This is a genomic window from Faecalispora sporosphaeroides DSM 1294, assembly GCA_000383295.1.
GTDB lineage: Bacteria > Bacillota > Clostridia > Oscillospirales > Acutalibacteraceae > Faecalispora > Faecalispora sporosphaeroides.
The window spans coordinates 403,659-416,997 of the sequence record KB911067.1 but is presented as its reverse complement, the minus strand read 5'-3'; the positions used below and the strand labels follow the sequence as shown (position 1 = coordinate 416,997).

Genomic DNA, 13,339 nt, shown 5'->3' with positions numbered 1-13,339 from the left:
GGGGAAGGGCTTGTTGTTTTTTAAGGAAGGGCGCTTTGAAAGCGGTTGGACGATAACAAAAAGATAGAGGGAAGCATATGAGCAAAAAAGTGTCGCTCGGCGCGGCGGCGGCGATGTCTTTGGTGGCGGCCGCCATTACGGTTTCTCTGACGTATACCTTTGCGATGGGGCGCTTTAATGAAAAAGTGGCCGATGTGAACGAGCGCCAGGCCATGTATACAAAGCTGAGTGAAATCGATCAGAAGGTGCGGCAGGATTATATTGGGAAAATCGGGGAGACCGAGCTGAACGACGGCATTGCCGCCGGCTATATGGCGGGGCTGGGTGACGCCGGTGCGAAGTATCTTTCCGCGGAGAAATACAAGAACTACCTTGCCTCCACCTCTAAAAAAGCGGTGGGCGTCGGCATTCGCACCATTCAGGACGCCGACGGCAATATGGAAGTGATTGAGGTGCTGCCCAACTCGCCGGCCAGCAAGGCCGGCCTGCAGAAGGGCGACGTGATTCTTTCGCTCGACGGCAAAGAGGTAATCCGCCTGAGCTACGGCGAGGCCGTGAACAAGCTCGACGGCACCGTGGGCACTGCGGTAAAGCTCGGCCTGCTGCGCAAAACGACGGCGGACGGAAAAACCGCCACCAATAAGCTGGATGTGACCGTCACCCGCGCCGAATACCAGCGCGTAACGGTTTTTTCGTCCGTCATCAACGGCAACGTCGGCTACATTTCGATCTCGGAATTCCAGAACGGCACAAAGGATCAGTTCGTTTCGGCGATCAATACCCTCACCGAGAAAAAGGTGGCGGGCCTTGTGATCGACCTGCGCAATAACTCCGGCGGCAGCGAAGAGGTGATGGCCTCCGTGCTCGACGAGTTCCTGCCGGCGGTGAGTCTGGTGAGCTACGCGGACAGAAACGGTAAGATCACGGTGGAGTACAGCTCAAAATCCGGCGAGATCAACCTGCCGATCAGCGTGGTGGCGGACTCCAGCACATATGGCGCGGCGGAAATTTTTGCTGCGGATATCAAGGACTATAAAAAGGGAAAACTGATTGGTGAAAAAACTGCGGGCCACGGCACCAAGGAGGAGATCATCCCCTTGTCGGACGGCTCGGCGATTCAGCTCTCCGTCGGCAATTACACCCGAATTGACGGAAAGACCTTCAACGGCGTGGGCGTGGATGTCGACATGGCGATTGAGCTGACACAGGAGCAAAAGGATCTGCTGCTGCGCCGCTCGCTCACCACGCTGGAGGACCCGCAGATTCAGGCGGCCGTTACCTCGCTGGTGGCGCAGGGGGCGGACGTGCAGCAGATTCCGGGCACCGACAGCGGCAATCTGGAGGATGGCGATTCGGGCGCGGCGCCCGGCGCATCGTCCCCGGCGGCCTCCAAATAAGCGTTGACAGACGCATACTTGTTCACTATAATAGATGTATTGCGAAGTGTAGCCGAACAGGGCGCGGCGATTCTTTTTCCGCCTTGGGAGGGGGGAGAATCGATCTCTTTTTCCCGCTGTGCGGCGATGCATTCACTCTGAAAAAGGTGGTAAACAGCTGATGGCAAAGCAGGTCATTTTAACCCAGGAGGGACTTGAAGCCCTCGAGCAGGAGTTGGAATATTTAAAATCGGTAAAACGAAAAGAAGTTGCCGAAAAGATCAAGGTAGCTTTGTCTTTTGGCGATTTGTCCGAAAACAGCGAATATGATGAAGCGAAAAATGATCAGGCGATCATGGAGGCGCGCATTGCCGACATTGAGGTAATGCTTAAAAACGTGGTCGTGATCGATGAAGACGAGCTGGGCAACGAAAATATTCACATTGGCTCCAAGGTGGAGGTTCGCGTCACTCCCGAGGGAAGAGATTCATCGATCAAGGAATATAAAATTGTCGGTTCCAACGAAGCGAATCCCTTACAGGGCAAAATTTCGGATGAATCCGCGGTCGGCAAGGCTCTTTTGGGCCACCGCGTGGGCGACAAGGTCGAGGTGGAGGTTCCGGCCGGAATCATCCATTACGAGATTCTTGCGATTTCAAAATAACAGATTCCGAAAAGAACGAAACGGCGCGGGGCGGGAGTGAAAATTTTCACCCTGCCCCGTTTTGGCACAAGAAGACGAATCAATCTGCGGTCACAAAGTGAAAAGCCGCTGTGTCCTCCCGCCGTGGGCGGAGAAACACGAGCCCGGCTTTGCCGCTTTATGACGGCGGATGCCGGAGAGCCGCCGTGCGGCACAGGAATACAGAAACAGGGAGAGTAGAATAGTGATGAGCGATAAGACAAAGGAGCCTGCGGAGCAGGAGCAGCAGGACATCAGCGAGTTGCTTCAGATTCGCCGGGACAAGCTGACGGCATTGCAGCAGGCGGGCAAGGACCCGTTTGAGATTACGGTCTGCGACCGCAACGCGTTCGCGCAGGACATTCGCGACCGCTTTGAGGAGCTGGAGGGCCGGGACGTTGTGATCGCCGGCCGCATCATGAGCTGGCGCGACATGGGCAAGGCCAGCTTTATGGATCTTCAGGACCGCACGGGCAGAATTCAGGTTTACCTGAAAATTGACGACATTGGCGAGGAGGCCTACCACGGCCTGCAGAACTGGGACATCGGCGACCTTGCGAGCATTTCCGGCTTTGTATTCCGTACCCGCCGGGGCGAAATTTCTGTACATGCAAAGAGCATTACGCTCCTGGGGAAATCCCTTTTGCCGCTGCCGGACAAATTTCACGGCCTGAAGGATACCGACCTGCGGTACCGCCAGCGCTATGTGGATTTGATCGTGAATCCCGAGGTGAAAAGCACCTTTGAAAAGCGCAGCCGTGTGATCGCGACCATCCGCCGCATTCTGGACGAACGCGGCTATGTGGAGGTGGAGACCCCCGTTCTGAACCTGATCCCCGGCGGCGCGGCGGCCCGCCCGTTCGTCACCCACCACAACACGCTCGACCTCGATTTGTACCTGCGCATTGCGCCGGAGCTGTATTTGAAGCGCCTGATCGTTGGCGGCATGGAAAAGGTGTACGAGATTGGCCGTCTGTTCCGCAACGAAGGAATGGACGTAAAGCACAACCCCGAATTTACCACCATCGAGCTGTATGAGGCGTATACCGATTACCACGGCATGATGGATTTGACGGAGCAGCTCATCAACGCCTGCGCCAAAGAGGTGTGCGGCACGGAGGAGATCACCTACCAGGGGGAAGCGGTCAGCCTGAAGCTGCCGTTTTGCCGCATGACGATGAACGACGCGATCAAGCAGTACACCGGCGTGGATTTTCTGTCGTTCAAGGGCGATACAGCCCGCGCGCTGGAAGAGGCGAAAAAGTTCCACTTTGAAACAAAGGCCACCGACTCCTGGGGTGACATTATGAATCTGTTCTTTGAGGAGAAGGTGGAGGGCGAGCTGGTGCAGCCGACCTTTATTTACGATTACCCGGTGGAGGTTTCTCCGCTGACCAAGCGCAAGAAGGGTGTGCCGGAGCTGGTGGAGCGCTTTGAGCTGTTCGCCACCCGCCGCGAGTTTGCAAACGCGTATTCCGAGCTGAACGACCCGGTGGATCAGCGCGAGCGCTTTATGCGCCAGATGCAGCTCAGAGAGGCCGGCGACGAAGAGGCGAATATGATCGACGAGGATTTCCTCACCGCACTGGAATACGGCATGCCCCCCACGGGCGGCATGGGCATGGGCATCGACCGCCTGGTGATGCTGCTGACCGACAGCGCGTCGATCCGCGACGTGCTTTTGTTCCCGACGATGAAACCGAGGGAGTGAGATTCACTTGGCAAGGGACCGGTATCTGTGGAATGCGGGGGAGGAGACCATCCACCCAAACGGTGAGACGGCACATCCCCAGACCCCAAAAGGGAAATGGGAGAATTTTTGGTACTACCATAAATTTCACCTGCTGATCGGGCTGGTCGCCGCCGCTCTGATTTTCGGCTTTGTGTATGAGCTGACCACAAAGGAAGAGCCGGACTACCAGATCGGTGTTCTGACCGAAACCAGGTTTTCGGACGAAGCCGCCGCCGTGCTGGAGCAGAAGATTGCCCGGTACGGGGAGGATTTGAACGGGGATGGCCGCGTGATTGTGCGTGTGAACCCCTATTTCATTGTCATGGAGGAGGGGAAGGAAGTCGGCGACCCCTCGCTGCAGATGGCGAGTGTAGCCAAATTTCTGTCCGATTTGGAAATGGGCGACAGCATCATTTTTTTGACGGACGAGACGAGCTTTCGGGCGCACCAGAAAACCCGGGAGATGTTCTCGAATCTGGACGGCACTGTGCCGGAGGCCGGGAAAGAGAACGAGGCCGCCATGCGGCTGCCATGGAAGGACGCAAAGCCGCTGTCCTCCCTTGTGACCGAGGCGGATTTGCGTATGCTGGACGCGGACGGCCGCCAGAAGGTGATGCGGCAGCTCGGCGGGCTGGGCGTTTCCCTGCGGGTCTTCAGCGGAACTCCTCTGGAGCAGAACCCGGAGAAGGAGTCCTATTACAATGCCAGCCGCGCTTTGTTCGACCGGCTGGCGTATGGAACATAAATGCAGAGTTTCTTTCGGAAAAGAACCGTTTTGTTTCTCCGCCACGGGCGGAAAGACGGTGATTTGCCGATTTGACGGAACATTCATCATCAGGCACTTTTAGGAGGGAAAACACGATGAGAAGCGATTTAATGAAAGAAGGCGCCGCACGTGCCCCGCACCGCTCTTTGCTGTACGCGCTGGGACTGACGGAAAATGAGATGAAACGCCCCTTTATCGCGGTGGTCAATTCCGCCAGCGATTACATTCCGGGCCATCGTCATCTCAAGGACATCAGTGAGGCGGTCAAGGCTGGAATTCGCAACGCGGGCGGTGTTCCGTTTGAGTTCAATACCATCGGCGTCTGCGACGGGCTTTCCATGAACCACAAGGGCATGAAGTATTCCCTGTGCTCCCGCGAGCTGATCGCCGACTCTATTGAAGTGATGCTCACCGCGCATCCGCTGGATGCCGTCGTGTTTATCCCTAATTGCGACAAGGTGGTGCCCGGTATGCTGCTGGCCGCCTGCCGCCTGAACCTGCCCAGCATCTTTGTCAGCGGCGGCCCCATGCTGCCGGGCCTGCACAACGGCGTGCGCTTCGGCCTTTCTGAGATGTTCGAGGCTGTGGGCAGCTTCGCCGCCGGCAAAATCGACGGGGCTGAGCTGACCGCGCTGGAAAAATCCGCTTGCCCCACCTGCGGCTCGTGCTCGGGCATGTACACGGCAAATTCCATGAACTGTCTTACCGAGGCGATCGGCCTGGCCCTGCCCGGCAACGGCAGCATCCCGGCCGTGATGTCCGACCGCATTCAGCTGGCGAAAACCGCCGGTGAGCGAATTTTGGAGCTGTACCGCGAGGATCTGCGCCCGAGCGACATTCTGACGGAAAAATCCTTTGAGAACGCCCTCCGCTCCGAAATGGCGCTCGGCTGCTCCACCAACTCGGTGCTGCACCTGACCGCCATCGCCTATGAGCGCGGCGTAAAGCTCGATATTACCGATATTGACCGCATCAGCCGCGACACGCCGCAGCTGTGCAAGCTGAACCCGGCCAGCCAGGTGTTTATCACCGACCTGAATCAGGTAGGCGGCATTCCCGCTGTGATGAAGGAGCTGGCGCGCGGCGGTAAGCTCAATACCGACTGCAAGACCGTTCTCGGCACCGTGGCCGACCGGATCGGCGCCGCGCCCGACGCGGACGGCGAGATCATCCGCAGGCTGGAAGACCCCTTCCGCAAAGACGGCGGCATCGCCGTACTGCAGGGCAACATCGCCCCCGACGGCGCGGTGGTCAAGCAGGGCGCGGTTGCCCCCGAAATGATGCAGCACACCGGCCCGGCCCGCTGCTTTGACTGCGAGGAGGATGCCTCGGAAGCGATTCTCTCCGGCAGAATCAACGCGGGTGACGTCGTCGTGATCCGCTATGAGGGCCCGAAGGGCGGCCCCGGCATGCGCGAGATGCTGACCCCAACCTCTGCTCTGACGGGAATGGGCCTTGGCTCCAGCGTGGCGCTCATCACCGACGGGCGCTTCTCCGGCGCAACGCGCGGCGCGGCGGTTGGCCATGTTTCGCCGGAAGCCGCTGTGGGCGGCCCCATCGCGCTGATCCGCGAGGGAGATATTATCGATGTGGATATTACAAACCGCGTGCTGAACCTGCATGTGGAGGCTGCGGAGCTGGAAAGACGCCGCAGGCAGTGGAAGGCGCCCGAGAAGGAGCTTTCCGGGTACATTAAGCGCTATGCGCAGCACGTGACCTCCGGTTCGCGAGGCGCGGTGTTTGAGAAATAAAAGATAAAATAAAAGGAAGATCGTTTCCCCGCGCAGAGGAAACAGTCTTCCTTTTTTATGATTCAAGAAAGAGGTGGAAAAATGCCGCAGATTCAAAAAATGGTTCAGCATGGGGAGGGTGGGTACGCAATGTATCGGGTTCCCGGGCTGATTGTGACGAAAAGAGGCACGCTGCTTGTCTATTACGAGGGACGGCAGGAGGATTTGCAGCGGCGAACCCTGTTGTGCAGAAGAAGTGAGGATGGCGGAAAAACGTTTGCCCCTCAGCAGATTTTAAAGGACAGCGAGAATAGCCGAATGGTACATAATCCGCTGATGCTGACCGCTCCGGATGGAAGAATCTTATTCTTCTGGATGGAGGATTATAAGCGTCTTTTTGTTCAGGAAAGCTTTGATGATGGAAAAAGCTTTGGATCTTGCCGGGAACTCACTTGCCTGGTGGAGCAGTGGAAGCCGGAGTACCCGTGGAATGTATTTGCGGTGGCGCCTGGCCATGCAATTTGTACCCAAAACGGGCAGCTTGTGGTACCTCTGTGGATGAGCCGGGGGGTCAACGCGCACCGCCCCGCATGCTTTGCCTGCCTGTACAGCGATAATAACGGTCTTATCTGGCAAAGGGGAGACATAGTAGACGGCTCACCGGAGATCACCGACCCCACGGAGGCCAGTGTGACAGAATGTTCTGACGGGACCCTGCTGGCGACAATGCGCCATGGAACCCTCGGTGTGCGGCAGCGCGCGTTTGTACGCGGTACAGCACACTGCTGGCAAAAAGCGCAGCTGAACCCCGGCCTTCCCGACCCGGTCTGCGCCGGGGCGCTGGCGCGCCTGGAGGATGGCAGACTGCTGTTTTCCAACTGCGCTTATGGGGATGCTCCGGCCGTTGAACTGGAAAAATCAGGGGATACCATCCAATGGAGCCGCGACGCTCGGCAGAATCTGACCCTCCGATTCAGCGCGGACGACGGCGCAACCTGGTCTGGCGGCGTGCTGATCGAACAGCAGGCGGGCTATTCCGATCTGGCGGTATCTGTGGATCAGCAAATGATATTTTGCTTTTTTGAGAGCGGTTGGATTGACGGCGACTGTATTTATAATGAATCCCTGGCCCTGGCGCGAATTGCGGTTGAGGAGCTGAGTTAGCCGATTTATAGAGCATAACAAAAAGGCTGTTATTCAAAGTGATTTGTTCACGGCGAAGAACGGCCTTTTTTGTTTCGTTCGATTGCCGTAAGGATGATTTCAGATATTTCTTCCGGGGCAGGCCGCTCTTCCATCTGGAGCCATTCGGACAGGATATTCCAAAGCGCGCCCGCGCTGGCCAGCAGAGCAATTTTCTTTTCCAGCGGAGTTTGATAAATGCCCTGATCACCGCGCACCATGTCATGAATGACAGGCAGGATCAGGTTGAATTGCTCCAGCAGATAATAAAGAAGATGATTTTTTTGCAGCAGTCTTAAAAAATCAATATGCTTCTTGCAAAAGGTAAAAAAGATTTCGATGATCTCTTTCAGCGAATAAAAGGTGCTCTTGTTGAAACAAGAGACATATTCGTTGGAGATAGTCAAAAAGTATTGCTCCAGCAATTCTTCCTTTGAATTGAAAATACGGTAAAATGTCCTTCTGGATAATTGCGCGTGTTCGGCGATTTCGGTTACGGTGATTTCGCTGTATTCCTTTTTGCTCATTAAGTCTAATAAAGATTGAATCAGCCACTGCCGGGATTGCTCAGCAATGGGATTTTTCAGTGATTTCATGTCTTTCTTCCCTTTCCTTGTCACACTTTTTGGAACATGTAGCACTTGTGCCGAAATGATTGACGTTGTTGCTTAAAATCATTATACTGAAAACAAACAAGTGTCGCAAGTGTGACAGTTAAGAAAGGGGACGATAACTTGTTTACCATAAATGCGATCGTCTGGTTGTTTCCGGTCCTGTTTATGCTGCACGATTTTGAGGAAATTATTGTTGTAGAGGCCTGGAAAAATCGCTATCAGGCACAGCGGATAGCGACAAAAATGAAAAAGCCGCCCTTTGAGGATTTAAGGAGCACCGCATCGTTTTCGATTGCCGTTGCAATCGAGTCCATCGTGATTTGCGCAATTTCTTTGCTGTCTGTCCTGATGAACTGGTACCTGCTGTGGTATGGTCTGTTTTTCGGCTTTACTGTGCATTTACTTGTGCATGGCGTTTTATGCCTGCGTTTTCGGCATTATGTACCCGGCATTGTGACATCAATACCGTTTTTCCCGATTTGCGTTTATTTGCTGTATGTGTCGAGCACGCTTTTTCCGTTCACCGGAATGGAAATTTTTCTTTTCTGTGTACTGGGCGTGGTTGCGATGTTGCTGATAGTGATTGGCCTGCACCGGGCGATGGGGACCTTCGAAAGGCTGGTAACGGCGTTTGCCAGGGAACGATAGTGATTTTAAAAGACTGCCCTCTGCCAAAAGGGAAGCAGGATTCTGCGAAAAGGGAAGTGTTTTCAACCATTTGTTAACGAGCGGTTGAAAACACTTCCCTTTTTACTGATTGTAGATGTTTGGATTGTGTATTTAGAGGATGAGCTCCAGGAGCATTCGGTTTAAACCACAGTAACCTTTCCAAACTGAACAGGACGACTCAAACGCCCCAGTCGGATTCGGGATTCTCCGTCACGGTAATTCTCCCACATGCTGGCCGTGTGAATCTGCGAATTCTCATACGTTTTAAAATAATACTCGCAGGTTTTGGTGTTCAAAAATACCGTGTACCGCGTGTAATCAAATGTCTCGCGGTTGCTGATCACCGCGCCCTTCGGGATGGATACGCTCTCCATCACATGGAAGCAGGACATTACCGTTTCTTCCTTGGTCTGTGGGACGGGCAGGTGTGTTTTCAGGTAGGCCGCGCGCGCAAAGCGCTCGGGGGAGGTGTATCCGCCGGGTAAAAGCGAGGTTCCCGCCCCCTGTCCGAACGGCTTTAACGTAAGGTTCCCCCATTGATTCTCCGCCGCCTGCCGGGGCGATACCTGCGCGTAGGTTCTTAAATTTGTCATGTGCCACGGGAATTCCGGGCTGTTTGCCATCACGCCGATAGGGTTTGGGTATACCCGTGTGCCCTGCTCTGTGCGCTCGACGACAACGCTTTTCCCGCTGCGGTCTGTGGCGATCCAGTGCAGGGGCGCTGCCGTGTTGGTTATCGGGTCCGGCACGCCGATGATCGAAACCTGCGCGACCAGTTTTTCCAGATCTTCGACAGACGCGCAGTTTGCCAGCAGGTAATGAAGAAAGTCCATCGAGGCCACGGGTATTTTTCCCGGCATCGGCTTTGCTTCGTATGCCGCATACCCGGCAAAATACAGAGACGCTGCGGCGAAGCCCTTTTCGTTCACGCCGTCATAAAAGGCGAATAAGGGGCCGTCTTCCTGCCCCACGCCAAGAATGGCATATAGATTGTGCATCCTCTGGCTGCCATAGGCGCCGTTCCACACGTAATTGCGCGGCAGCACATACAGCTCCGGTTCAATATCGTAAGAAAAATCCATGGTTCGACCAAAAAAATTTTCTCCCTGCGCGTTCAGCAGAGTAATCGATGTACACATATCGGCTTTCCGTCCTTTCGTCAATCAGATAAAAATCACAGCCTGCAAAGGGCAGGCTGCTGTTTAGCGGCTTTTATTCACTGTGGGCTCCCTGATGTTATTATAATCCGCCGGCGGAATTTATGTGAAGCGCCGCCCACCGGCATTGGCGCCCGGGCGATTATTCTGCCCGGCCCTCCGCCGGGGGCTGCTGCGGCTTTTTCACAGCCCGCTTGTCGCGCAGGCGCTGAAAAAATTCGGTGAGCACTTCGCTGCACTCCTCGCGCAAAACGCCGGATACCAGTTGGGGATGATGGTTATACGGCAGATCGAACAGATTCACAATCGAGCCGCAGGAACCGGCTTTTGGGTCGCCCGCGCCGAAAACCACCCGTGCGATTCGAGCGTTCAGAATCGCGCCCGTGCACATGGGGCAGGGCTCTAAGGTGACATAAAGATCGCACTCCCACAGCCGCCAGCCGTGAAGTGCGCGGCACGCGGCGTCGATCGCCTCAATCTCCGCGTGGCAGAGGGCGTTTTTGCGGGCTTCGCGGCGGTTTCGGCCCTCCGCAATGATTTCGTCCCCCCGTGCGACGACTGCGCCGACGGGGACTTCTCCCTCCAGCGCGGCCAGCCGCGCCAGCTCGAGCGCGCGGCGCATCATTTTTTCATCGCGTCCCGGATTCGTCATGTCAATAGGTCTCCAGAACATAGACCGCGCTGACCAGCGAAAGCAGAATCAGGGCGACAGCGCCCGGGTTCCACAGCGTGGTGACGAATTTCTGAGAGGTGGACAGCAGGGAGCCGCGGTTATTCAGCTGGAACAGGCTTTTGTTGCGGCGCGAGAGAAAAATCAGCGCCCCAACACCCGCAAGGGCCGAACCGATAAAGTAAATCATGTAGGCGGTCGAGGCGGTCGCCTGATCGGTATAAAACTGAGAAAGCTGAAACAGAACGGAGGTTCCGTTGTTGATGAAATGGATCAAAACCGCCACCCACAGGTTGCCGGTTTTGACGACGGCAAACGCCAGCACCAGGCCGCACGGGAACGCGAACACCATCTGGGCAAAATTGCCGTGGTAGAGCGCAAACAGAAATGCGGACCCGAAAATTGCCGCCGTATCGCCGAACGGACGCAGCCCGTTTAAAATCGCACCACGGAAGATCAGCTCCTCCGTAAGGGGGGGAACCACCGCCAGCGTCAGGAAAAACAGCACCTGCACAAAAGGATCCTCGTTCAGGGGAAGATCGGGTACGTTGCCGCTGTACCCCATGGATTTGAAGAAGGATACCACCATGCTGGAGGGGATATTCGCGGTGGTGCAGACCCCCACGCCGAACAGGATCATCCAAAAGGCGGACGCGGGGCGAACCGGCTCAAACGGCAGAGCCTGTGCGGGCGAAATATGGCGGATGCCCCAATACAGGAGCACCGGCAGCGTGAGGCCGACGAGATAGAAAGACGCATAGGACAAAAAATATAAGATGGGAGGGACGCCCTGAAACGCGTCGAGCGGGTAACCCAAGAGCCCCAGCTCACGCAGATAAATTCGTGACAGCAGTGATAAAACCGACACAAGGGCCTGAATCACGATTAAAACAATGCAAAGGCGGTTCGCCTCCCAGCGGAGCGCCTTTTTTTCCTGCCCGGCGGCGTACCGGCCGTAATCGGCGGGGAAGCCGGTTGCTGGTTGATTCATGCTAACTCTCCTTTTAATATGCAAAACACCCCACGGCGGGGTGAATGGCGAACCTGACGTGAAAACGGTATTGGGGATCAATGTCAGTCAAGTGATGGCGAAAACGATCCGGCGTGAGGTGATTATAACATCCCGTGCCTGCTTTTTCTTTATTGAGAGCGAGAGAAAATAATTCTCTCCGGGGGCGGATGTTTCAATGCTCACTCAGCCGCCCGAAGCTCTGCTTCGGCATGCGGCGTGAGGTTATTATAACATATAAAAAAGCAAAATGGAACCGGCGGCAATGAAATTTGGAGGCCGGGCCGCGTCTGCCGCGAACCGCACTTTGCAGGTGCGGACGGCACGGCTTGCGCACGGCAGCGCGGGGCAGTTTTTCAGGATTGTCCGATTTCATCCAACAGAGAAAGCGCGCCGGCGCGAACGTCGGCACAGGCGTAAATGCCCCGCTGGGCGCGCTCCGCCGCCAGACGCGCGTGCGTAGCGGCGGACACATATTCGTGGTGCTGTGCAAACTGCCGCGCCAGCATCAGGTGGGCGCGGGCGGCAATTGCGTCGCTTTCGTCGTGCAGATCGTGAATCAGATCCCCCGCAAGGGAAAGGGCGCGTTCCGCCTGCCCCTGCATCAGGGCGGTTTTCGCCTGGGTCAGCGTTTCAATGGGGTCGTCCCCCGGCACAAGCTGGCTCATCGGAACAGACAGAACGTTAGATAAATACTCCAGCGTTTTCATGGAGGGAGTTGCCGCGCCGCTTTCGATTTGGCTGAGCATATTGCGTGTAATAAAGTCTCCGACCACCTCGCTCTGCGTCAAGCGCTTGGCAAGGCGGGCCTCCCGTATTTTTCGGCCGAGTTTCTGTGCATCCATCTCAGTCACCTCTATGCTGCGTGCGTAAATTTTATTTACATCAGTATAGCAACTTATTTTAATATTTTCAACTGAATCGCTCAAAAAATCTGAAGAATTCTCCGGTGAATAAAGGTAAAACTGATTGACACATCTCCAGAGGAGTGGTATACTCGAAGTAAATTATATTTACATTGAGGTGAAGGATATGCTGGAGTGGTGGGGAACTCTGGATTTGTTTTCGCAGGTGCTATACTGCATTGCTGTGCCGTCGAGCCTGATTTTGCTGATTCAGATTGTGATGACGACTGTCGGCTTCGGCCAGAGCGGCCCGGGAATCAACCCGGATGACCTCTCCGGCTTTGACGGCCTTGGGGATTCGGTCGATTTCGATCTGGATGTGCCCCCGGACGCGGGGGTGGACTCCGGCGGCGCGGGAGACGGGGGAAGCCCCGGCGACCTGGGCGCGCTGCACCTGTTTACGCTGGAAGGAATCGTGGCGTTTCTCGCGGTTTTCAGCTGGACGGCAATTCTCGCATATCAATCCGGCACCCCGGGAACGCTCGCCGTGCTGATCGGCACCGCTCTGGGTGCGCTGGCCATGTACGGTGTGGGCAAGATCATTCAGCTGACGGCGCGCCTGGCCTCGAACGGAACGCTGCAAATGCGCAACGCCCTGGGGCAGACGGCGACGGTATATCTGATGATTCCGGCGAGGGGAACCGGGCAGGGCAAGGTGAATCTGACGGTGCAGGAGCGGTTTATCGAAGCCTCCGCCATTACAGATGGGCCGGTGGGTTTGCCGAACGGAGCGCTTGTGCGGGTGGTGGATATTCGCGCGGACAATGTTCTTGTTGTGGAGCTGGAGGAGGGAGAATCCTCTGCCCCCCCCAATGACGGAACATCATCATAAAATAAAAATCGGGAG

The 13,339-nt window shown here is 55.8% G+C and carries 13 protein-coding genes; 8 read left to right on the top strand and 5 right to left on the bottom strand.

Translation table 11 applies throughout. The features are described 5' to 3' along the window. Positions 1–77 precede the first annotated feature (77 nt). From G340_RS0105605 to G340_RS0105580, 6 genes are all read left to right on the top strand, one after another. Positions 78–1,397, top strand: a complete 1,320-nt coding sequence (locus tag G340_RS0105605) for a S41 family peptidase (protein WP_020072679.1) — start codon at positions 78–80, stop codon at positions 1,395–1,397. 160 nt (positions 1,398–1,557) lie between these two features. Then, on the top strand, positions 1,558–2,040 hold the full coding sequence (gene greA / locus G340_RS0105600; RefSeq protein WP_020072678.1) for a transcription elongation factor GreA: 483 nt from the start codon (positions 1,558–1,560) through the stop codon (positions 2,038–2,040). Positions 2,041–2,266: 226 nt separating this feature from the next. Beyond that, a complete protein-coding gene (gene lysS / locus G340_RS0105595; RefSeq protein WP_020072677.1) occupies positions 2,267–3,769 on the top strand; it encodes a lysine--tRNA ligase in 1,503 nt (500 codons plus the stop codon). Between the two features lie 7 nt (positions 3,770–3,776). Beyond that, complete coding sequence (locus G340_RS0105590) at positions 3,777–4,535, top strand: hypothetical protein (RefSeq protein ID WP_020072676.1); 759 nt, start codon at positions 3,777–3,779, stop codon at positions 4,533–4,535. 116 nt (positions 4,536–4,651) lie between these two features. Next, positions 4,652–6,307: a dihydroxy-acid dehydratase gene (gene ilvD / locus G340_RS0105585; protein WP_020072675.1), complete on the top strand. Its 1,656-nt coding sequence runs from the start codon at positions 4,652–4,654 to the stop codon at positions 6,305–6,307. Between the two features lie 57 nt (positions 6,308–6,364). After that, positions 6,365–7,450: a sialidase family protein gene (locus tag G340_RS0105580; RefSeq protein WP_326522329.1), complete on the top strand. Its 1,086-nt coding sequence runs from the start codon at positions 6,365–6,367 to the stop codon at positions 7,448–7,450. Between the two features lie 47 nt (positions 7,451–7,497). Here G340_RS0105580 and G340_RS16445 read toward each other — a convergent pair whose 3' ends face one another. Further along, entirely contained in the window at positions 7,498–8,064 is a 567-nt protein-coding gene (locus G340_RS16445; protein WP_020072673.1) for a TetR/AcrR family transcriptional regulator, read from the bottom strand. 111 nt (positions 8,065–8,175) lie between these two features. Between G340_RS16445 and G340_RS0105570 the strand changes: the two genes are divergently transcribed. Continuing rightward, positions 8,176–8,730, top strand: coding sequence for an HXXEE domain-containing protein (locus tag G340_RS0105570; RefSeq protein ID WP_326522328.1), 555 nt, complete (start codon positions 8,176–8,178; stop codon positions 8,728–8,730). A 161-nt stretch (positions 8,731–8,891) separates the two neighbouring features. Here the strand turns inward: G340_RS0105570 and G340_RS0105565 are convergent, their stop codons facing one another. The 4 genes from G340_RS0105565 to G340_RS0105545 all read right to left on the bottom strand — a co-directional run bounded on the left by G340_RS0105565 (position 8,892) and on the right by G340_RS0105545 (position 12,432). After that, the gene (locus G340_RS0105565; protein WP_020072671.1) at positions 8,892–9,890 is read right to left on the bottom strand and encodes a linear amide C-N hydrolase; all 999 of its coding nucleotides are present in this window, start codon (positions 9,888–9,890) and stop codon (positions 8,892–8,894) included. Positions 9,891–10,050: 160 nt separating this feature from the next. Then, a complete protein-coding gene (tadA, locus tag G340_RS0105560) occupies positions 10,051–10,560 on the bottom strand; it encodes a tRNA adenosine(34) deaminase TadA (protein WP_020072670.1) in 510 nt (169 codons plus the stop codon). 1 nt (position 10,561) lies between these two features. Beyond that, positions 10,562–11,569 (bottom strand): CPBP family intramembrane glutamic endopeptidase, encoded by a 1,008-nt coding sequence (locus G340_RS0105555; protein ID WP_020072669.1) that lies wholly within the window; start codon positions 11,567–11,569, stop codon positions 10,562–10,564. 374 nt (positions 11,570–11,943) lie between these two features. Next, positions 11,944–12,432, bottom strand: coding sequence for a helix-turn-helix domain-containing protein (locus G340_RS0105545; protein ID WP_020072667.1), 489 nt, complete (start codon positions 12,430–12,432; stop codon positions 11,944–11,946). A 187-nt stretch (positions 12,433–12,619) separates the two neighbouring features. Here G340_RS0105545 and G340_RS0105540 point away from each other — a divergent pair, with 187 nt between their 5' ends. Further along, entirely contained in the window at positions 12,620–13,324 is a 705-nt protein-coding gene (locus G340_RS0105540) for a hypothetical protein (RefSeq protein ID WP_033402162.1), read from the top strand. The last annotated feature ends 15 nt before the right edge of the window (positions 13,325–13,339 follow it).

Coding starts and splice junctions, on each gene's coding strand:
- G340_RS0105545 (WP_020072667.1), bottom strand. CDS start 12,432: ATGGATGCACAGAAACTCGGCCGAAAAATACGGGAGGCCCGCCTTGCC.
- lysS (WP_020072677.1), top strand. CDS start 2,267: ATGAGCGATAAGACAAAGGAGCCTGCGGAGCAGGAGCAGCAGGACATC.
- G340_RS0105580 (WP_326522329.1), top strand. CDS start 6,365: ATGATTCAAGAAAGAGGTGGAAAAATGCCGCAGATTCAAAAAATGGTT.
- G340_RS0105565 (WP_020072671.1), bottom strand. CDS start 9,890: ATGTGTACATCGATTACTCTGCTGAACGCGCAGGGAGAAAATTTTTTT.
- G340_RS0105540 (WP_033402162.1), top strand. CDS start 12,620: ATGCTGGAGTGGTGGGGAACTCTGGATTTGTTTTCGCAGGTGCTATAC.
- G340_RS16445 (WP_020072673.1), bottom strand. CDS start 8,064: ATGAAATCACTGAAAAATCCCATTGCTGAGCAATCCCGGCAGTGGCTG.
- greA (WP_020072678.1), top strand. CDS start 1,558: ATGGCAAAGCAGGTCATTTTAACCCAGGAGGGACTTGAAGCCCTCGAG.
- G340_RS0105605 (WP_020072679.1), top strand. CDS start 78: ATGAGCAAAAAAGTGTCGCTCGGCGCGGCGGCGGCGATGTCTTTGGTG.
- tadA (WP_020072670.1), bottom strand. CDS start 10,560: ATGACGAATCCGGGACGCGATGAAAAAATGATGCGCCGCGCGCTCGAG.
- G340_RS0105555 (WP_020072669.1), bottom strand. CDS start 11,569: ATGAATCAACCAGCAACCGGCTTCCCCGCCGATTACGGCCGGTACGCC.
- ilvD (WP_020072675.1), top strand. CDS start 4,652: ATGAGAAGCGATTTAATGAAAGAAGGCGCCGCACGTGCCCCGCACCGC.